Raw genomic sequence first — 19,172 nt, forward strand, 5'->3', positions numbered from 1 at the left:
CTGACACATTTTTTTCCGCTTATTTTTCCGAACCTTGCTGCTTAGTCGTCGTCGCGCGACGGCTTGGCCAGCTCTTCGTCGAGGTCATCGTCGTCTTCGTCTTCGATGAAGGGCACGGAATCGTCGTCGTCGTCGCCCAGGACGTCGTCGTCATCGTCGCCGTCGGACGAACCCATGCCGGCGTCGTCGCCGCCCGGCTCGCCGTCGTCGTCGTCCGGGGTCAGGATCGGCTCATGGCCTTCCTGGTCGATTTCGGGGGTGGAGCCTTCGGCGTCCTCTTCGTCCTCGTCGCCGTCGACCGACTTGTCGGCGACTTGATCTTCGGATTCTTCGTCAGCGGCGTAGCCGGCGCCGCGACGCACGCGACGGCTGCGGACGGCTTCTTCCATCGGATCGAACTCGGTGTCGCACTTGGGGCAGCGAGCCGGGCGACGGTTCAGATCGTAGAATTTGGCCTGGCAGTTCGGGCAGACCTGCTTTTGGCCCAGTTCGGGATTGGCCACGTGATTAGACCTTCGGCGGGTTTAAGGGAAAATCGGAAATAGGGCGGCTCCCTTGCCACCGGCGGGGGCCGCTGTCAAAAGCCTTCTTTTCCGCGCCTGCGCGGCCCTCCTGACATTCGGAGCCTGCACCAGGGTGAGCACTCCCCAGACCTTCACCGCGTCCCGCGTTTCCGGGCTGAGAGGCGTGGTCCGCGCGCCGGGCGACAAGTCGATGTCGCATCGGGCTCTGATCTTCGGCGGCATGGCCGAGGGCGTGACCGAGATCGAGGGGCTGCTGGAAGGCGACGACATCCTGGCCACCGGCCGCGCGATGCAGGCGCTGGGCGCTTCGGTCGAGCGGATCGGCGAGGGGCGCTGGCGGGTCGAAGGGCGCGGGCCGTTGCGCTCGCCTGACGGCGTCATCGACTGCGGCAACGCCGGGACCGGGGTGCGCCTGCTGATGGGGGCGGTCGCGGGCTATGAGCTGACGGCGACCTTCGACGGCGACGCCTCCTTGCGCAAGCGGCCGATGAAGCGCGTCACTGGGCCGCTGGCCGAGATGGGCGCGCGTTTCGACTGGAACGCGGCCGAGGACCGGGTGCCGCTGACCCTGCACGGGGGCGGGCTGAAGGGCGTGACCTTCGTGCAGAGCGTCGCCTCGGCCCAGATCAAGTCGGCCATCCTGCTGGCCGGGCTGAACGCCACGGGCGAGACCGTCGTGGTCGAACCGGAAAAGAGCCGGGACCACACCGAGCGGATGCTGCGCGCCTTCGGCGCCGAGCTTGAGGTGACGGAAGAAGGCGCCGGCTGGCGCATCCGTCTGCCGGGCGGACAGAGGCTGAAGGGAACCCACGTCGCCGTGCCGGGCGATCCGTCCTCGGCGGCCTTCCCTCTGGCGGCGGCCCTGGTGGTTCCGGGGTCGGAAGTGACGGTCGAGGGGGTGATGCTGAACCCGCTGCGCACCGGCCTGTTCCAGACCTGGCTGGACATGGGCGCGGACCTGACCATCGCCAATCGCCGCATGGCCGGGGGTGAAGAGGTCGGCGACGTCACCGCCCGTCATTCGGCGCTGAAGGGGATCGTGGTTCCCGAAGACCGCGCGGCCTCCATGATCGATGAATATCCGATCCTGGCCGCCACCGCCGCCTTCGCCGAGGGGCGCACCGTCATGCGCGGCGTCGGCGAGATGCGCGTCAAGGAAAGCGACCGCATCGCCCTGATGGTCGCAGGTCTGTCGGCCTGCGGCGTTCAGGTCGAAGAGGAGCCGGAGGGCTTCATCGTTACCGGCGCGCTCGGTCCGGTGCGGGGCGGCGCGACCGTCGACACCGCCCACGACCACCGCATCGCCATGAGCCATCTGGTGCTGGGTCTGGCGGCCGAACAGCCCGTCTCGGTCCGCGATCCCGAGATGATTGCCACCAGCTTCCCCGGTTTCGTGGAGATGATGAACGGGCTGGGCGGGAACATCGTCGCGGGAGATGCAGCATGAGTCTCGTCATCGCCGTCGACGGCCCCGCCGCCTCGGGCAAGGGCACCATCGCCGCGCGCCTGGCCGCCCATTACGGCCTGCCGTATCTGGACACGGGCCTGCTGTATCGCGCCGTGGGGCTGGCGGTGCTGGATGCGGGCGAGGATCTGGGCGACGCCGAGGCGGCGGCGCAGGCCGCGCGGGCGCTGGATCTGGCGAGCCTGAACGACAATCCACGCCTGACTGATCGCGGGGCGGGCGAGGCGGCCAGCCGGGTCGCCAGCCATCCGGGGGTGCGCGCGGCCCTGCTGAAGCTGCAGCAGGACTTCGCCGCCCAAGCGGGTGGGGCCGTGCTGGATGGGCGCGACATCGGCACGGTGATCGCGCCGGACGCTCCGGCCAAGCTCTATATCGCCGCCAGCCCCGAGGTGCGCGCCGAGCGCCGCTGGAAGCAGCTGACTGCGCGCGGCGAGGTCATCGCCTTCGAGGACATGCTGGAGGATATCCGCCGCCGCGACGCCCGCGACGCCGGTCGCGACGACGCCCCCATGGTCCAGGCGGACGACGCCGTCTTGCTGGATACGACCGATCTGGGTATAGAGGCCGCCTTCGATGCGGCCCGCCGTATCGTCGAGGCGGCGCGAGCCAGGGCCGGGATCTGATCCCGCCGGGCGAATCCAACGCTCCGATCTCCTCGACGGCCGCGGGCGTTCTGGCTTTCTCTTCGTGCGCATTGCTGCGCGCCCGGCCTCGTTTCGTGACGACCTGACTTCCTCTTTGTTTTCACCCATTCGCGCATGTCCGCTCGGCCGTGTGCGTTTCGCCTTTCATCAACCCCAAGAGTTTCCATGACTGAAACCCTCAACCCCACCCGCGACGATTTCGCCGCCCTGCTCGACGAACAGCTGCAAGGCCGCGACCTCGGCGAAGGCCAGGTCGTTCACGGCCGCGTCGTCGGCATTGAAAAAGACATCGTCATCATCGACGTCGGTCTGAAGACCGAAGGCCGCATCGCCATGCGCGAGTTCGGCCAGGGCGAAGGCGCCGTCCTGCCCAAGGTCGGCGACAACGTCGAAGTCTATCTGGAGCGCGTCGAGAACGCCCTGGGCGAGGCCGTCATCAGCCGCGACAAGGCTCGCCGCGAAGAAGCCTGGACTCGTCTGGAAGCCGTGTTCGCCGAAGGCCACCCGGTCAACGGCGCCATCGTCGGCCGCGTCAAGGGCGGCTTCACCGTCGACCTGGGCGGCGCCTCGGCCTTCCTGCCCGGCTCGCAAGTCGACATCCGCCCGGTGCGCGACGTCGGCCCGCTGATGGGCAAGGAGCAGCCCTTCGCCATCCTGAAGATGGACCGTCCGCGCGGCAACATCGTCGTCTCGCGTCGCGCCATCCTGGAAGAAGCCCGCGCTGAACAGCGCACGGAGCTGGTCGGCCAGCTGCAAGAAGGCGAAATCCGCGAAGGCGTCGTCAAGAACATCACCGACTACGGCGCGTTCGTCGACCTGGGCGGCATCGACGGCCTGCTGCACGTCACGGACATGTCGTGGAAGCGCGTGTCGCACCCGTCGCAAGTCCTGGCCGTCGGCGACACCGTCAAGGTCCAGATCGTCAAGATCAACCCGGACACCCAGCGTATCTCGCTCGGCATGAAGCAGCTGCAGTCGGATCCGTGGGACGGCGTCGAAGCCAAATACCCGGTCAACGCCAAGTACACCGGCCGCGTCACCAACATCACCGACTACGGCGCGTTTGTTGAGCTGGAAGCCGGCGTTGAAGGCCTGGTCCACGTGTCGGAAATGTCCTGGACCAAGAAGAACGTCCACCCGGGCAAGATCGTCTCCACCTCGCAGGAAGTGGACGTCATCGTCCTGGACGTCGACAGCGCCAAGCGCCGCATCTCGCTGGGCCTGAAGCAGGCTCAGAACAACCCGTGGGAGGCCTTCCTGGAGGCTCACCCGGTCGGTTCGACCGTCGAAGGCGAAGTCAAGAACGCCACCGAGTTCGGCCTGTTCGTCGGCCTGGACAACGACATCGACGGCATGGTCCACCTGTCGGACCTGGACTGGAACGTGTCGGGCGAAGAAGCCATCCAGCGCTACCGCAAGGGCGAGGTCATCAAGGCCAAGGTTCTGGACGTCGACATCGAGAAGGAGCGCGTCTCCCTGGGCGTCAAGCAGCTCGGCGGCGACCCGATGGAAGGCGACACCTACAAGCGCGGCCAGCAGATCACCGTCACCGTGACGGCGATCGAGACCGGCGGCATCGAGGTGAAATTCGGTGAAGACGACGCGCCGGTCACGGCCTTCGTCCGCAAGTCGGACCTGTCGCGCGACCGCAACGAGCAGCGCACCGAGCGCTTCGCCGTGGGCGACCGCGTCGACGCCATGATCACCGCCGTCGACAAGGCCACGCGCCGCGTCTCGGTCTCGATCAAGGCTCTGGAGATGAAGGACGAACAGGAAGCCATCGAACAGTTCGGGTCGTCGGACTCGGGCGCTTCGCTGGGCGACATCCTGGGCGCCGCGCTCAAGAACGCGTCGAAGGAATAGGTTTCTCCGTCTGACGGGAAGCCAGGGGCGGCCGGAGCGATCCGGCCGCCCTTTTTCTTTTGCGCGTCGCATCGGCGCGATCTTCTGGGAATCGATCGCAGCGTCTGTCGGCTTTTTCTCCCTGCGAGAGCCCCTTGCGCGGCGAAACCTGTCCGCCTCGAAAGCAAGAAACCTTCACGACGATACGTTTTGTCTCTTTCTTCCTGTGGCGACAGACGGTTAGGGTGTCGTCCCGGACGGTGAAGCCAAGGCGGGGGCCTGAATGATCAAGTCTGAACTGATCGAGAAACTGGCGGCTGAGAACCTGCATCTCACCCATGCTGAGGTGGAGCGGGTCGTGAACGTGATCCTGGGCCGTATGACAGAGACCCTGTCGGACGGCGGACGGGTCGAGCTTCGCGGTTTCGGCGCCTTCTCGGTGCGTAGCCGCCCGGCGCGGACGGGGCGCAATCCCCGCACCGGCGAGACGGTCGAAGTCCCGGCCAAGGCCGTGCCCTTTTTCAAGAGCGGCAAGGAACTGCGCGAGCGTCTCAACGCTTCCGGCGACGCCTGACCTCTAATCGAAAGACTGAAGATCCCATGAGCCTGCTGACCGAGTTTCGGGAATTCGCCGCGCGCGGCAACGTCGTCGATCTGGCGGTCGGCGTCATCATCGGCGCTTCGTTCGGCAAGATCGTCACCAGCCTGGTCGATCAGGTGGTGATGCCGCCGATCGGCCTGCTGCTGGGCAAGGTCGACTTCTCCAAGATGGAATGGGTGCTGGTGCCGGAGAACCCGGCGACCGAGGCGGTCGAAAAGGTGGCCATTCAGTACGGCGCCTTCATCAACACCCTGATTCAGTTCCTGATCGTGGCCTTCGTGGTCTTCCTGGCGGTTAAGGCCATTAACAAGATGCGCCGCGAGCAGCCGGCCGAGCCTGCAGCCGGCCCGACGCCGACCGAAGCCCTGCTGGCCGAAATCCGCGATGAGCTGAAGGCGCGCCCCTAAGGGGATGTCGCAGCGAGGGTCGTCTCAGGCCCTCGCTTCCACCGCTGAGCGGTGCGCGGGCGCCGGCGTCAGCCGCAGAGCGGCGCTGGCCCGCGCGGGCAGCGGCCGCAAACAGAAGGAATAGTCGCCGTCATAGGGGGTGGGCCGCCAGCCTGCGTCCTGCATCCCTGTATCGAAGGCGACATGACAGTGGCCCCAGCCGCCTTCCTGGCGGGCCTTGTCGACGAGCGGACCTAGGGCCTGAAGCAAGTTAGGCGAGACCGTTTGCAGACGCACCTTGGCCGCGCCCAGCGTCGGAGCCAGGATGCGTAATCCTTCCACCAGGGTCTGTACGGCCGACGGCTCGCTCTCGAGACTGACCAGGTCGATGATCTCCAGAATCGGCGGCTCTAGCGGCGTCTGCTTGTTCAGCATGGCCAGGGCGAAGCCGTCGATCCGCCCATCCGCGCGATGCGCCAGGACCAGCGGAGGCACCGTCAGATCCGGGTCAGACAGGCGCCAGCGCATCATCGCGGGGCTGCGGTCGGCGACCAGTCGCCCTTCGCGTCGCAAGGCGTCCCAGAACCGAGCGTAATCCGAATTGTCGCCCAGGTCGTCGAGCAGGTCGACCGTGGCGGGCAGGCGAGACTGGGCGCGCTGCAGTCGTCCGCTGAGCAGGCGAGGGAGGGGTGTCAACTGCTCGCCTAGCAGACGCGCCACCTGGGGAGCATGATCGACGACGCGACGCAGGCTGCGCCCGTAAAGGCAGGCCAGAGGATCAACCAGCCAGGACAGCTTGATGTCGTGCGTCGGCGGCGGCCAGGGCGTCATGCCGTGACGCTTGTACAGAGGACTTGAGCGTGCGTTCGCGTTAAACGTGTATTTGGCGAAGCAGCCCGTCTGCTGCACGAACGCGCGAACCAGGTCGCGGCTGCGGCCCTTGTGCGTGGGCGGCACGACGATGGAGTAGCCGGTCGCTCCGTACAGGGCTTCGTCGCCCTGCCAGAAGCGTTGGATGAAATTGCCGGCGCAGGCGACCGGGCCGTCGCCGTTGTCGATGACCCAACCCTGGGGCGCGTTTCGGCCCGCAGCCGCGGGGTTTGACCATAGCCAGGCCCATCCCTCGGCTGAGCGCTGAGGCCACCATACGCTGTGGTACAAGGCGTTCACGGCGTGTAGGTCCGAGTGGCGAACCGGGCGGATGGACATCCTGCGCGTCTCCAAAGGCGGAACACAAGACGCCTACCTGGCCGTAAAAGAGTGTCAATTCGGCTAATGACACGCATAGGGCGAAGAAACGCCTCGGCTGCGACGACCTGGCGGCCGGATTTCGCCGTTAACGCTTGTTTGCAATCCGTGACCGTGCTGTTTCTGCACGCTTCCGCGCCCGTCGGGGGCGCAAGAGATGGAGCTTGCCGTTGAGAACGACGGACGGAGGGGGCGCGCGATCGGCGCGCCGGCCCGGCACTCGAGGGGGCGCAGCCCAGGCGATGGCTATGAATGAAACGATGTCGATCATGATCTGCGCGGGGGCCCAGGCATGAATATCGTCATCGCGATCGGTCTGATCATCACCCTGGTCACGGGCGTGCCCGTGCTGATGCAGATCCTGAAGAACCACCCGCGCGGGCTGATCATCCTGTTCTTCGCGGAGATGTGGGAGCGTTTCTCCTACTACGGGATGCGCGGCATCCTGATCTTCTTCCTGACGCAGCACTTCCTGTTCGACGACGCCTTGGCGGGTTCGACCTACGGCTCCTACACCTCGCTGGTGTATCTGTTGCCGCTGCTGGGCGGCATGATGGCCGACCGCTTCATCGGCACGCGCAAGGCCGTGGCCTTCGGCGCCCTGTTGCTGGTCGCCGGTCACGCCATGATGGCCTTCGAGGGCCGCCCGGCCACCGAAACCCTGACCTATCAGGGCGCGGCCTATGAGATTTCGGCCGAGGGCCGGGGCGCCGCGCGCGACGTGGGCATCGTGATCGACGGTCAGAAGTACGCCTTCGCCCCGGTCGAGAACGGCCTGGCGATCAAGGATCTGCCGCAAGGCGCGCCGATTCCGGCCGTGCTGCCGACCGGCGAATACAAGATCGACGTCACCCGCGATATGGCGGGCATCAACGTCTTCTACCTGGCCGTGGCTCTGATCATCATGGGCGTGGGCTATCTGAAGCCGAACATCTCCACCATCGTGGGGCAGTTGTATCCCGAGGGTGATCCGCGCCGGGATTCGGGCTTCACCCTCTATTATTACGGCATCAACCTGGGGGCCTTCTGGGCCGCGGTGCTGTGCGGCTACCTGGGTCAGACGGTCGGCTGGTGGGCGGGCTTCGGCTTGGCCGGCGTCGGCATGGCGCTGGGCTGGGTCGTCTTCGTCCTGGGCAAGCCGCTGCTGCAGGGCAAGGGCGAGCCGCCGGCCGAGGGCAATCTCAAGAAGCCTTTCCTGGGGCCGCTGAACCGCGAATGGTCGATCTATCTGCTCAGCATCCTGGGCGTCGGCGTGGTGTGGTTCATGGTTCAGCGCAACGCCCTGGTGGGCTGGGTGCTGGGCGCCGCGACCCTCGCGTCGCTGGCCTTCATCGCCTACATCATCATCAAGGTCTGCGAGAACCGCATCCAGCGCGAGCGCATGATGCTGGCGGTGGTGCTGATCATCGGCTCGGTGGTTTTCTTCACCCTGTTCGAACAGGCGGGTACGTCGCTGAACCTGTTCGCTGACCGGAACGTCGACCTCAGCCTGACGCCGACGGCGGTGCAGTTCCTGGGCGTCACCATCGGCACCCCTTCGCAACTGGCTGCGGCGGGCATCACTCCGTCGGGCTTCTGGATCGACGCCACGGTGACGGCGGCACAGACCCAGTCGTTCAACGCCGGCTTCATCCTGATCTTCGCGCCGATCATGGCGGCCCTGTGGGCCTTCCTGGGCAAGCGCAACCTGGACCCGAATCCGACGCTGAAGTTCGGTCTCGGCCTGCTGCAGGTCGGCCTGGGCTTCATGATCGTGGTGTGGGGCGCGGGCATGGCCGACTCGGCCTTCCAGATGCCGATCCTGCTGCTGGGTCTGCTCTACATGTTCCACACCCTGGGCGAGCTGTTCCTGTCGCCGGTGGGCCTGTCGGAGATCACCAAGCTGTCGCTGGCCAAGGTGGTCAGCTTCATGATGGCCGTGTGGTTCCTGGCCTCGTCCATCGCCCAGTACGTCGGCGGCTGGATCGCCGGCCTGGCCGGCACCGAAACCGTGGGCGGCCAGGTGCTGGATCCCGGCGCGGCGCTGCGCACCTCGCTCGAGGTGTTCGAGATGCTGGGCCTGTGGGGCATGGGCATTGGCGTCGGCTTCATCGTCCTCAGCTTCTTCATCAAGGGCTGGTCGCACGAAAAGGCGGCGCAGTAAGCGCACTCGGCGCGGCTGGTCCGGCGTTCGCGTCGGGCCGGCTGACACGCAAGGAAAGGGCGGCGTCTCGCAGGAGGCGCCGCCCTTTTCAGTTGGTCCGGGATCGCCCGCCTGGCGTCGGCTCGCGTTGGGGGGACGAGACGACGACCGGAGGGTTCTCTTCTTATGGCTCAGAAGGTCTTGCGCAGGCGGATCTGGTAGAAGGTCCGCGGGTCGACGAAGCGGTTCTCGACGAAGGCGATCGGTCGGGCGATGCGGTCCCCGAACTCGGTGCGCTCGACGTTGAAGTCATCCCAGATGTTGATCTGGCCGCGGATCGCCAGGGTCGGCGTCGGCTTGTATTCAGCCCACAGCTCGTAATAGTCGTGGCCGCGCCAGCCGGAGATCTGGTCCGGCCGATAGTTCTTCTGGCCCAGCAGCGGAATCCAGGCGCCGCCCCACTGCAGCTTCAAACGGGTGACGTCCTGCTGGAAGGAGATGGTCGCCTGGCTGGCGCGTATGCCCGAGATGGGGCGAGTCTCGCCGGTGGTGGGGTCGGTGACCTCAGTATGGTTCCAGGTGTTCTTGAAGCCGAACTTGCCTCCGGACAGGCCCAGCTTGTCGGTCGGGACGGTGACGTTCAGCACCAGCTGGTCCAGCGTGCCGTCGCCGATGTTGCCCACGGCCGCATAACCGCCGTCCAGAGGGATGACGTCGATGGCGTCGGTGATCTCGTCATGGCGCAGGCCGACGCTGACGATGCCTTCGCCCCAGAAGCGTTTCTCGAAGGTCAGTTCGCTGACCCAGCGCTGTTCCGGCTGCAGATCGACGTTGCCGCCGAAGACGCTTTCGTTCTGGAGCTCGGCCGAGGCGGCGAAGTCGCCGAAGTCCAACTGGCCGACCGTGCGCTCGATCCGCAGGCGGACCTGGGCGCCGGCCGTCGGCGTCCAGGTCGTCAGCAGGCGCGGCTTGGCGTAGACGAAGCTCTTCTCCTGCTCGGCGTCGCCCGACTGGCTGATGGTCGAGGATTCCAGTCTCAGGCCGCCTTCCAGCGTCCATTTGGGATTGATGCGCCAGGTGGCCTTGCCGAACAATTCGCCGCGCGTCTCCTCGACCTTGACCGAGGCCGAGGGCAGGGGAATGGGCGTTCCGCCGACCGAATAGGCCTGCTCGACCTCCAGCATGTTGTAGGCGATCTCGCCCCCGCCTTCGAACTCCAGGGCGGCGGACCGCTCGAAGCGCAGCAGGCCGCGCAGGATGGTTTCGGATGAATCGCCGGTTGCGGCGAAACGCTGGATCGGCTCCTCGATGTCGGCTTCGCGGTTGCGCGACGTGGCGACGTTGTCGAACTCCTCGAACTCGTGAATGAAGCGCGTCTCCAGCTTCAGTCGCTCGGACAGAGGGCGGGTGTAGACCACGCCGACCTCGCCGCTCTTGGTGTCCTCGTCGAACAGGGCTTCGCGGCGGACGCCCGGCGCCGTCTGGCGGTTGATGTTGTGCCAGTCGTTGATCCCGTAGCGCGCCGTCAGGTCGACCTTGCCGCCCAGCAGGGGGCTTGAGAAGTTGCCGCGGATCGAGTTCCCGCCGCCGTAGCCGTCGTTGTAGTAATCCTCGGCGCGCAGCAGCTCTCCGTTCGGGCCGACCCGGCGCAACGGCCCGGCGCCGTTGGAGTCGCTGCTGGAGATGCCGTCGCTCAGCGTCACGCCCCAGGTGCGGTCGCCCTTGCGCTCGGTGAACTGATAGGAGCCGCCGTACAGATCCTGGCCGCCCTCGAACAGGCTGGCGTTGAAGGTGGCGATGTGTTCGCGGCTGGTCGTGTTCTTCAGGATGATGTTGGCGACGACGGAATAGCCCTGCATCTCGATGCCCGGCGCCCCGCCGCGGATCAGCTCGATGCGCTCGACCTGGCTGGCCACGGTGCGGCCCAGGACGTTGGAGCCGGTGTCGTTCTTCGATGCGGGGCGCGAGCCGTTGATCAGGACGTTGCCGACCGCGCCTTCAAAGCCGCGCGCGCCGTCGCCGTCGTTGACCGAGAAGCCGGGCACACGGTTGACCATGTCCAGCGCCGTGTTCGGGCGGGCGTCGGCGAAGAAGTCGGGGGTGAAGATCAGCACCGCCTGATCGCCGGGCGCGGCCGACTGGCGCACGGGCGCGGCGGGCGCATCGGCGGCGAGCGCGGTAGTCGGCGCGGCGGCCAGCAATAGGGCGGTGGTCGCCAGCAAGGCGCTCTTGGTGTTCATGACGTCCCTCTCCCTCGGTGTCCGGCAGAGGTTTGGCGGCGTGGCGGTTCGATCTCCAGTTACAAGCCCGACAGGTGGATTAAATCGCTGACACTATTACGGAATAGTCACGTGCGGCGAGTTGGACGCGGGTTATGTTGCCACGATGAAAGCTCGTCTCGTCGCCGTCTCTGCCGCTGTTCTGGTCGCCGCTGCGGCGCCTGTCGCGAGCTCGGCCGGTTCGCCGCCGCTGTCGCAAGAAGAGACCGCGACCCGGGTGGACGAGGTGGTCGTCACGGCGCGTCGGGCAGGCGCGCCGATGTGGACGGTGCGGCGCGACGGCGAGGGGGTGATGATCCTGGTCGGCGCCATCGAGGAGGCGCCGCGCGACTTCGAATGGCGCGCCCAGGCGCTGGAGGAGGCCGCCGCCCGTTCCGATCGCATCCTGTTCCCACAGCGCGGCCGAGCCTCGCCCGCCGACGTCCTGCGCCTGATGTGGCGCATCCGCACCATCGGCTGGCTGCCGGAAGGCGCGACGACCGCCGACTATCTGACGCCCGAGGATCAGGCGCGGCTGGAGGCCCTGATGGCGGACGAAAAGACCGACCAGTGGCGGCGGTACAGTCTGCTGATGCTCGCCATCGACCTGTTCAAGGACAAGGCGGGCGAGAAGGACGCCCGGCCGGTCGGCGCCGACGACGCCGTGCGCCGCGCCGCCCGCAAGGCGCGTGTGCCGATCCGCTCCGTCGGGGTGGTGCGCGGCGCCGATCTGGTGGAGAGCCTGATCTCCGCTCCGCCCCAGACGCATCGCGAATGCCTGCGGGCCGCCCTGTCGGCGGCCGAACTGGGACCGGAGGCGGTGCGCCTGCGGGCCGAGGCCTGGCGCGGGCTGCGGGTGGCCGAGGTGCTCGCCTCGCCGGTCGATCAGGCGGTGGACCGCTGCTGGCCCTGGGGCGATCCGCAGATCGGGCCGCAACTGCGTACGGAATGGACCGACGCCATCGCCCAGGCACTGACCCAGCCCGGCCTGACCATGGCGGTCGCCCCGCTGCGTCGTCTGGCCGAGCCGGGCGGCGTGCTGGATGCGCTGGAGGCCCAGGGCTTCGAGGTGGACGGCCCCGAGTGGCGCGCCGCATCCCCCGCCACGCACGAAGGCGGTTGACGCCCGGCCTCCGAAGGCCGACGCCGGGGGCATGAGCGACATCGAACCCAGACTCACCTCCTTGGCCCATGGCGGCGGCTGCGGCTGCAAGATCGCGCCTGACGTGCTGCAGTCCATCCTGGCCTCGACGCCGCGCACGGCGGCCTTCGCCGATCTGATGGTGGGGACCGAGACTTCGGACGACGCGGCGGTCTGGCGGTTGAACGACCAGCAGGCCCTGGTGGCCACGACCGACTTCTTCATGCCGATGGTGGACAACCCGTTCGACTTCGGCCGGATCGCGGCGGCCAACGCCCTGTCGGACGTCTACGCCATGGGGGCGACGCCGATCTTCGCCCTGGCCATCGTCGGCATGCCGGTCGGCAAGCTGTCGCCCCAGACCATCGGCCGGGTGCTGGAAGGCGGCGCGTCCGTCTGCGCCGAGGCGGGCGTGCCCGTGGCGGGCGGCCATTCGATCGACAGCCTGGAGCCGATCTACGGCCTGGTCGCCCTGGGCCTGACGCATCCTGACCGGGTGCTGACCAATCGCGGCGCGCGGGCGGGCGACGTGCTGATCCTGACCAAGGCCCTGGGTGTCGGCGTTCTGAGCGCCGCCTATAAGCAGGGGCGGCTGGAGGCGGGCGGCTATGAGGCCCTGATCGGTTCGACCACCAAGCTCAACACGCCGGGGCCGAAGCTGGCGGCGATGGACGGCGTCCACGCGGTGACGGACGTGACCGGCTTCGGCCTGCTGGGCCACGCGCTGGAGATGGCGCGCGGCGCGGGCCTGACGGTCGAGATCGACGCTGATGCGCCTGTTTTTCTGGACGGGTCGCCCGCCCTGGCTCAGACCGGGGTGCGGACCGGCGCTTCGGTGCGCAACTGGGCGGCCTATGGCGGGGCGGTGACGCTGGACGCCGAACTGCCGGAATGGCGGCGCGACCTGCTGACTGATCCCCAGACCTCGGGCGGCCTGCTGATCGCCGTCGCGCTCGAGGCGGTGCAAGGCGTGATGGCGCTGGTTCAGGGCATGGGCTTCGCCTCGGCGCGCCGCGTCGGCCGGGTGCGCGAGGGCGCGCCTTCCGTGGTCGTGAAGGCGGGCGGCTGATGGCGCGGCTGACGGCGGACGTGTCGCTGGGGGCGCTCGCCCGCTACGACGCCGTCATCGACGTGCGCAGCCCCGGCGAATTCGCCGAGGACCACCTGCCCGGCGCGATCAACCTGCCGGTGTTGGACGACGCCCAGCGGGCCGAGGTGGGGACGCTTTACGTTCAGACGTCGAAATTCCTCGCCCGCCGCCTGGGCGCGGCCCTGGTGGCGCGCAACATCGCCGCGCATCTGGACGGGGCGCTGGGCGACCGCGACGGCGGGTTTCAGCCTCTGGTCTATTGCTGGCGCGGCGGGCAGCGCTCGACGGCCATGACCACGGTGATGGAGCAGGTCGGCTGGCCCGTCACGCGGCTGGAGGGCGGCTATCAGACCTGGCGGCGCACGGTGGCCGCCGCCCTGCATGACCTGGAGACGGCTCCGCCGTTGAAGCTGGTCCTGCTGGACGGCCTGACCGGCAGCGGCAAGACCGAGGTGCTGGCGCGCCTGGCCGACCACGGCGCCCAGAGCCTGGACCTGGAGGGGCTGGCGGCGCATCGCGGCTCCCTGTTCGGGCGCACCGAGGCGGAGCAGCCGTCGCAGAAGCTGTTCGAGAGCCGTCTCTACGCCGCGCTTGCCGCCCTCGACCTGAGCCGCCCCGTGGTGGTCGAGGCCGAGGCCAGCCGCATCGGCCGCCTGACCGTGCCGCCCGTGCTGTGGGCGGCGATGAAGGCGGCGCCCGCCTTGCGCCTGTCCGCCCCGTTCGAGGCGCGGGTCGAGCGGGTGTTGCGCGACTATCAGGCGGCGACTGAGGATGCGGCCGTGCGCGACGCCCTGCTAGCGCGGATGCCCAGCCACCACAGCCGAGAGCGGATCGCGCAGTGGCGCGCCCTGTCCCAGGCGGGCGACCTGCGCGCCCTGGCGACGGCCCTGATGCGCGAGCACTACGACCCGGCCTATCGCCGCGCGTCTGCGGGGGCGCGCGATCTGGGCGAGATCACGATGGACGGCGGCGCTGAGAGCGATCTGGACCGCGCCGCTGAGGCTGTGGCGATTTCCCTCTCCCGACGGGAGAGGGCTTGAGCGCACGAGAGCGTAGCGATCGTTCTTGCGCGAAAGGGTGAGGGTTCGCGGGTGAAGAGGTCGCGCCACGGCTGACGCCGACGGACAGGACAAGCCCCTCACCCTTTCGGCTAGCGGATCGCCTTCGGCTCTCCGAGCCTCAAGCCCTCTCCCGCCGGGAGAGGGTGGACTAGACCGCCGTGCCGCCCACGGTCAGGCCGCCGATCTTGAGGCTGGGCTGGCCGATGCCGACGGGGACGCCTTGCCCCGCCTTGCCGCAGGTGCCGACGCCGGGGTCGAAGGCGAAGTCGTCGCCGATCATCTGGATCTGGGTCAGGGCCGTGGCGCCGTCGCCGATCAGGGTGGCGCCGCGCACGGGGGCGGTGATCTTGCCGTCCTCGATCAGATAGGCCTCGGTGCACTGGAAGACGAACTTGCCGTTGGTGATGTCCACCTGACCGCCGCCGAAGTTGGCGGCGTAGAGGCCGCGCTTGGTGCTGGCGATCATGTCCGCCTGCGAATCCTTGCCGCCTTCCATGAAGGTGTTGGTCATGCGCGGCATGGGCGTGTGGGCGAAGGACTGGCGCCGCCCGTTGCCGGTGGCGTTCGCGCCCAGCTGACGCGCCGACAGCCGGTCGTGCATCAGGCCGACCATGATCCCGTCCTCGATTAGCACGGTGCGCGAGGTCGGGGTGCCTTCGTCGTCGAACGACAGGGAGCCGCGGCGCCCGGCGATGGAGCCGTCGTCCACGACCGTCACGCCCGGCGCGGCCACCCGCTTGCCCATCATGCCGGTGAAGACCGACGAGCCCTTGCGGTGGAAGTCGCCCTCGAAGCCGTGGCCGACCGCTTCGTGCAGCAGGACGCCGGGCCAGCCCGCGCCCAGCACCACGTCCATCTCGCCCGCCGGGCAGTCGACGGCCTCCAGATTGACCAGGGCCTGACGCAGGGCCTCGTCCACCTGGGCCTGCCAGCGTTCGGGGGCGACCCAATGCTCAAAGCCCGCGCGGCCGCCCGCGCCGGACGAGGCGCTCTCGCGGCGGCCGTCCTTCTCGACGGTGACGGAGACGTTCAGCCGCACCAGCGGGCGCAGGTCGCTGAGCAGCCGCCCGTCGCCGCGCAGGATGTCGATGGCGCGTCGCTCGCCGACCAGGGAGGCCGAGACCTGCACCACGCGCGGATCGCGGGCGCGGGCCCAGGCGTCGATCTCGGCCAGCAGGGCGATCTTGTCCGAGAAGGCCGGGGCCAGCAGCGGATCGACCGGATCATAGAGGCGCTGGTTGGTGTCGCGCGGCGCCTCGGCGGCGGTTCCGTCATAGCCGCGCTTGGCGAGCGCAGCGCTGTCGGCGGCGCGGCGGATGGCGGCGGCGGAAATCTCATTGGCGTGGGCGTAGCCGGCGGTCTCGCCCGCCACGACGCGCAGGCCGAAGCCTTCAACAGCATCGTAGGAGGCGCCCTTCAGCCGCCCATCGTCGAAGACCAGGGATTCGCTCTCGGTCTTTTCGAGGAACAGCTCCCCGTCGTCGGCGCCCGACAGGGCGGTCTGCAGGATCGACAGGGCCTCGTCCGGGGCTACGCCCGCGGCGTCGAGGATGGGGGAAGGGGAGGCGACGGTGCTCATGGACGCTAGATAGGGGCTGAGGAGCGCGGCGTCACGGGGGCAGCAAAAACCCTGTTGGGAGAGGGCTTGAGCGCACGAGAGCGTAGCGATCGTTCTTGCGCGAAAGGGTGAGGGTTCGCGGTTAATGAGGTCGCGCGACGGCTGACGCCGACGGCCGGGACAAGCCCCTCACCCTTTCGCCTGCTCCAATCGCCTTCGGCTCTTGGAGGCTCAAGCCCTCTCCCGCCGGGAGAGGGGGAGCACTTGTCAGTCCTCCGTCACCTCGCCCGAGCCGCTGACCGACTGGCGCAGTTCGGCGGGGCGGCGGGTCAGGCGGACCTCGCCGCTGCCCGAGACGTCGACCTCGGCCTTGCCGCTGGGGCCGACGCGGACCTCGCCCGAGCCGCTGACGCGGACCTTGGCGTCGTCGACGATCAGCTCGTCCATGCGGGCGTCGCCGGCGCCGGAGACATCGACCGTCACGGCGTCGGTCCGGCCCTGGACCCGCACGTCGGACGAGCCGGTCAGCGTCAGGTCCAGCGACGGCTGGTCATAGCCGCGGATCTTCAGCTCGGTCGGGCCCGACAGGTCGAAGGTCTTCACCGAGGGGGCCTTGATGATGATCTTCAGGGCGTCGGTCTCGCTCCAGCCGCGAATGCCGGTGCGGGTCCAGCGGACATAGCTGCGATCGCCGCGCGGGGCCTCGTCCAGCGTCAGGCGGCCGTTGGAGAAGCGGACACGCTCGACCACGCTCTGGGCGCCCGAGACGGTGATGCCCGGCGTATCGGCCTGCTGGTCGTAGACCACGTCGGCGGGGATGTTGATCGCCAGGCGATCGCCGCCGGTCCATTCGATGGTGCGGGTCGTGTCGGGCGAGACCTGGCCGCGTTCGACGGTGAAGCCGCTGTCGCCGGCCTCGTCGTCGGTGATGGCCCAGGTCCAGTCGTGGCGGGCCAGGTCGCGGCCTCCCACGGCGAAGGCGCCGCCGATGCCGACGATGGCCAGGATCAGGCCCGCGCCGGAGATGATGAGCAGATTGCGGATCATGACTGTGTTCTCCTCACTCTCTGGCTTTAGGCCTGGGGTTCCAGGGCGGGTTTGATGACGCGGTAGTGCAGGCGGGCGTACCAGACGGTGGCGTCGATCAGCCACTTGGTCAGCAGCGCCATGGTTCCGACCATGAAGATGCCCAGACCCATCAGGCCGACGCCCAGCAGCGCGGCGGCCAGCGCCCCGCCCGGCAGGCCCATGAAGGCGCCCGCCACCATGACGAAGCCGCCGGCGATGAAGACGCCGACCCCGCCCAGCAGCAGGGACAGCACCGTGCCGAAGACGGGCAGGGCGATGGGCAGCAGGATCAGGATGTCGATCGCCCCCAGGCCCAGGATGCCGAACACGGCCCCGGCGGCGGATGAGGCCGACGGCTCCTGACGCCAGCGCTGGGCGCCGGCCTCGGCCTTCAACTCGCGGGACAGGCGATCCGGGTCGCCCAGGGCCTCGGCCACCTCGGCCTCGCTGCGGCCGGCGGCGGCGCCGTCGGCGAAGTGGGCTTCGTAGTCGGCCACGATCTCATTGGCGGTGGCGGCGGGCAGGCCCACCAGGCCGCGTCGCAGTCGCGCCAGGAATTCCGCGCGGTTCATTTGTCCTCTCCCCTGTCAGCTTGGGCGGTCGATTCGGTTCGGGCGCTCTGATCGAGCAAGGCGGGCGTCTCAGCTGGAGCTTCCGCGACAATGACGCTTTCGTCGTCATCGCCGGCGATCAGGGCTTCGACGGCGCGGGCGAAGGCTCGCCACTCGCCGGTCTGGCCGTCCAGGGCGCGGCGGCCCGCTGCGGTCAGGCGATAGTATTTGCGGGACGGGCCGCTGGATGATTCGACCAGATAGGTCTCCACCAGGCCGTCGGTCTGCATCCGCCGCATCAGCGGGTAGATGGTGCCTTCTCCCATGCCGATGGCGTCGGACAGGCGGCTGGCGATCTCATAGGCGTAGCTGTCGCGTCGGGCGAGCAGCGCCAGGACGCAGAGCCCCAGCACGCCTTTCTTCAGTTGAATGTCGATGGTGTCGGGCATTCGGTCCCTCTTGGGCGTCCGCTCTTCGGATATTCAAGGGGTATCGCAAGGTATCTTGTCGTGCAAGGTAGCTGTTCAAACATGACAGCGATTTAATCGACCGCATTTTGTCGAGAGGGCGCCATAGGTGCGCTTGATCGCTTGGCAAGGGCGGTTCGAGCCGATAAGGACCGGCCATGACACGCCGAGGTCCGTCTGGGCCCGGCGACGCTTGCGAATTGCTCGCAAACGTCTGCTGCAGAACGGTTTATGAGGACTTCTCGAATGGGGATGGGCATGCGAGCCATGGCGCGGTTGGGGGGCGGTATCGCCGCGACCGCCCTTGCCGCCATTTTCGCTGCGCCGGCGATGGCGCAGGATCTTTTGGGGCAGCCGGTTCCGGCGGGCCTGGGCCTGCAGACGGCCGCCGCGCCGCTGGCGCACGAGGCTCACTTCTTCCACAACGTCGTGCTGATGCCGGTCATCACCGTGATCTGCGTCCTGGTGCTGGCGCTGCTGGTGTGGATCGCGATCCGCTACAACAAGCGCGCCAACCCGACCCCGGCCAAGTGGAGCCACAACACGGTCATCGAGGTCATCTGGACCGTGGTGCCGGTGCTGATCCTGGTCGGCATCTCCCTGTTCTCGTTCCGCCTGCTGTTCGCCTATCACGACTATCCGGACTCGGACGTCACGGTGAAGATCACCGGCAACCAGTGGAACTGGGGCTATGAATATCCGGACCAGGGCGTGGCCGAGTACATCTCGAACATGCTGCCGGAAGATAAGGCGCCCAAGCATCTGTATCGTCTGGCCGCCGATGAGCCGATGGTGGTTCCGGTCGGTCAGAACGTGCGCCTGCTGATCACCGCTTCGGACGTGATCCACGCCGTCGCCGTGCCGGCCTTCGCCATCAAGGTGGACGCTGTTCCGGGCCGCATGAACGAGACCTGGTTCCGCGCCGAAAAGGAAGGCGACTACTACGGCCAGTGCTCCGAGCTGTGCGGCGTCGACCACGCCTTCATGCCGATCCACGTCAAGGTGGTGAGCCAGGAAGCCTTCGCCGCCTGGGTCGCCTCCAAGGGCGGCTCCATGACCAAGCCCGCCGATGACGCAGCGCCCGCCGCTGCTGCGGCTGCGCCCGCCGCTCCGGCCGCCGGCGCCGCCGCCCCGACCGACGCCGCG

16 protein-coding genes and 1 pseudogene are annotated in these 19,172 nt (G+C 68.2%); 10 read left to right on the plus strand and 7 right to left on the minus strand.

The window, feature by feature from the left end; translation table 11 throughout:
• Positions 1–41: 41 nt before the first annotated feature.
• A complete protein-coding gene (locus ACU5AP_RS13735) occupies positions 42–503 on the minus strand; it encodes a TIGR02300 family protein (RefSeq protein ID WP_128720647.1) in 462 nt (153 codons plus the stop codon).
• 133 nt (positions 504–636) lie between these two features.
• Between ACU5AP_RS13735 and aroA the strand changes: the two genes are divergently transcribed.
• The 5 genes from aroA to mscL all read left to right on the plus strand — a co-directional run bounded on the left by aroA (position 637) and on the right by mscL (position 5,483).
• Entirely contained in the window at positions 637–1,971 is a 1,335-nt protein-coding gene (gene aroA, locus ACU5AP_RS13740) for a 3-phosphoshikimate 1-carboxyvinyltransferase (protein WP_258317124.1), read from the plus strand.
• A complete protein-coding gene (gene cmk, locus ACU5AP_RS13745; protein WP_128115137.1) occupies positions 1,968–2,612 on the plus strand; it encodes a (d)CMP kinase in 645 nt (214 codons plus the stop codon). Before aroA ends, cmk begins: the two co-directional genes overlap by 4 nt.
• A gap of 186 nt (positions 2,613–2,798) precedes the next feature.
• Positions 2,799–4,496, plus strand: coding sequence for a 30S ribosomal protein S1 (rpsA, locus tag ACU5AP_RS13750; protein WP_003165993.1), 1,698 nt, complete (start codon positions 2,799–2,801; stop codon positions 4,494–4,496).
• A gap of 262 nt (positions 4,497–4,758) precedes the next feature.
• On the plus strand, positions 4,759–5,049 hold the full coding sequence (locus tag ACU5AP_RS13755) for an integration host factor subunit beta (RefSeq protein ID WP_003165992.1): 291 nt from the start codon (positions 4,759–4,761) through the stop codon (positions 5,047–5,049).
• 26 nt (positions 5,050–5,075) lie between these two features.
• Positions 5,076–5,483 carry a large-conductance mechanosensitive channel protein MscL gene (mscL, locus tag ACU5AP_RS13760; protein WP_003165991.1) on the plus strand — a complete coding sequence of 136 codons (408 nt, stop codon included), beginning with the start codon at positions 5,076–5,078 and terminating at the stop codon, positions 5,481–5,483.
• 24 nt (positions 5,484–5,507) lie between these two features.
• Here the strand turns inward: mscL and ACU5AP_RS13765 are convergent, their stop codons facing one another.
• Positions 5,508–6,671, minus strand: a complete 1,164-nt coding sequence (locus ACU5AP_RS13765) for an N-acetyltransferase (RefSeq protein WP_128720646.1) — start codon at positions 6,669–6,671, stop codon at positions 5,508–5,510.
• Between the two features lie 331 nt (positions 6,672–7,002).
• Here ACU5AP_RS13765 and ACU5AP_RS13770 point away from each other — a divergent pair, with 331 nt between their 5' ends.
• Positions 7,003–8,853 carry a peptide MFS transporter gene (locus ACU5AP_RS13770; protein WP_003165988.1) on the plus strand — a complete coding sequence of 617 codons (1,851 nt, stop codon included), beginning with the start codon at positions 7,003–7,005 and terminating at the stop codon, positions 8,851–8,853.
• Between the two features lie 170 nt (positions 8,854–9,023).
• Here ACU5AP_RS13770 and ACU5AP_RS13775 read toward each other — a convergent pair whose 3' ends face one another.
• Positions 9,024–11,072: a TonB-dependent receptor plug domain-containing protein gene (locus ACU5AP_RS13775; protein ID WP_128720645.1), complete on the minus strand. Its 2,049-nt coding sequence runs from the start codon at positions 11,070–11,072 to the stop codon at positions 9,024–9,026.
• A gap of 145 nt (positions 11,073–11,217) precedes the next feature.
• On the opposite strand from ACU5AP_RS13775, the gene ACU5AP_RS13780 reads away from it, so the two are divergent.
• The 3 genes from ACU5AP_RS13780 to mnmH are packed head-to-tail and all read left to right on the plus strand — an operon-like array spanning position 11,218 to position 14,361.
• Entirely contained in the window at positions 11,218–12,213 is a 996-nt protein-coding gene (locus tag ACU5AP_RS13780) for a TraB/GumN family protein (protein WP_128720644.1), read from the plus strand.
• A gap of 31 nt (positions 12,214–12,244) precedes the next feature.
• Positions 12,245–13,300 carry a selenide, water dikinase SelD gene (gene selD / locus ACU5AP_RS13785; RefSeq protein ID WP_128720643.1) on the plus strand — a complete coding sequence of 352 codons (1,056 nt, stop codon included), beginning with the start codon at positions 12,245–12,247 and terminating at the stop codon, positions 13,298–13,300.
• A complete protein-coding gene (gene mnmH, locus ACU5AP_RS13790; protein WP_223850889.1) occupies positions 13,300–14,361 on the plus strand; it encodes a tRNA 2-selenouridine(34) synthase MnmH in 1,062 nt (353 codons plus the stop codon). Before selD ends, mnmH begins: the two co-directional genes overlap by 1 nt.
• Before the next feature lie 169 nt (positions 14,362–14,530).
• Here the strand turns inward: mnmH and tldD are convergent, their stop codons facing one another.
• From tldD to ACU5AP_RS13810, 4 genes and pseudogenes are all read right to left on the minus strand, one after another.
• Positions 14,531–15,961: a metalloprotease TldD gene (gene tldD / locus ACU5AP_RS13795; RefSeq protein ID WP_128720642.1), complete on the minus strand. Its 1,431-nt coding sequence runs from the start codon at positions 15,959–15,961 to the stop codon at positions 14,531–14,533.
• A gap of 246 nt (positions 15,962–16,207) precedes the next feature.
• A complete protein-coding gene (locus ACU5AP_RS13800; RefSeq protein WP_446681376.1) occupies positions 16,208–16,987 on the minus strand; it encodes a GIN domain-containing protein in 780 nt (259 codons plus the stop codon).
• A gap of 26 nt (positions 16,988–17,013) precedes the next feature.
• Positions 17,014–17,580: a DUF1700 domain-containing protein gene (locus tag ACU5AP_RS13805; RefSeq protein WP_003165980.1), complete on the minus strand. Its 567-nt coding sequence runs from the start codon at positions 17,578–17,580 to the stop codon at positions 17,014–17,016.
• A gap of 116 nt (positions 17,581–17,696) precedes the next feature.
• Positions 17,697–18,008 (minus strand): annotated as a pseudogene (locus ACU5AP_RS13810) (PadR family transcriptional regulator); the annotation flags it as partial.
• 264 nt (positions 18,009–18,272) lie between these two features.
• On the opposite strand from ACU5AP_RS13810, the gene coxB reads away from it, so the two are divergent.
• The coding region (gene coxB, locus ACU5AP_RS13815) for a cytochrome c oxidase subunit II (RefSeq protein WP_446681377.1) at positions 18,273–19,172 on the plus strand (900 nt) is incomplete at its 3' end.

The organism is Brevundimonas sp. RM1 (assembly GCF_052907225.1).

Excerpts from the sequence above, each read along its gene's own strand:
- selD (WP_128720643.1), top strand. The coding sequence starts at position 12,245 with ATGAGCGACATCGAACCCAGACTCACCTCCTTGGCCCATGGCGGCGGC.
- ACU5AP_RS13780 (WP_128720644.1), top strand. The coding sequence starts at position 11,218 with ATGAAAGCTCGTCTCGTCGCCGTCTCTGCCGCTGTTCTGGTCGCCGCT.
- cmk (WP_128115137.1), top strand. The coding sequence starts at position 1,968 with ATGAGTCTCGTCATCGCCGTCGACGGCCCCGCCGCCTCGGGCAAGGGC.
- ACU5AP_RS13770 (WP_003165988.1), top strand. The coding sequence starts at position 7,003 with ATGAATATCGTCATCGCGATCGGTCTGATCATCACCCTGGTCACGGGC.
- mnmH (WP_223850889.1), top strand. The coding sequence starts at position 13,300 with ATGGCGCGGCTGACGGCGGACGTGTCGCTGGGGGCGCTCGCCCGCTAC.
- ACU5AP_RS13800 (WP_446681376.1), bottom strand. The coding sequence starts at position 16,987 with ATGATCCGCAATCTGCTCATCATCTCCGGCGCGGGCCTGATCCTGGCC.
- rpsA (WP_003165993.1), top strand. The coding sequence starts at position 2,799 with ATGACTGAAACCCTCAACCCCACCCGCGACGATTTCGCCGCCCTGCTC.
- mscL (WP_003165991.1), top strand. The coding sequence starts at position 5,076 with ATGAGCCTGCTGACCGAGTTTCGGGAATTCGCCGCGCGCGGCAACGTC.
- ACU5AP_RS13775 (WP_128720645.1), bottom strand. The coding sequence starts at position 11,072 with ATGAACACCAAGAGCGCCTTGCTGGCGACCACCGCCCTATTGCTGGCC.
- ACU5AP_RS13765 (WP_128720646.1), bottom strand. The coding sequence starts at position 6,671 with ATGTCCATCCGCCCGGTTCGCCACTCGGACCTACACGCCGTGAACGCC.
- ACU5AP_RS13755 (WP_003165992.1), top strand. The coding sequence starts at position 4,759 with ATGATCAAGTCTGAACTGATCGAGAAACTGGCGGCTGAGAACCTGCAT.
- ACU5AP_RS13805 (WP_003165980.1), bottom strand. The coding sequence starts at position 17,580 with ATGAACCGCGCGGAATTCCTGGCGCGACTGCGACGCGGCCTGGTGGGC.
- tldD (WP_128720642.1), bottom strand. The coding sequence starts at position 15,961 with ATGAGCACCGTCGCCTCCCCTTCCCCCATCCTCGACGCCGCGGGCGTA.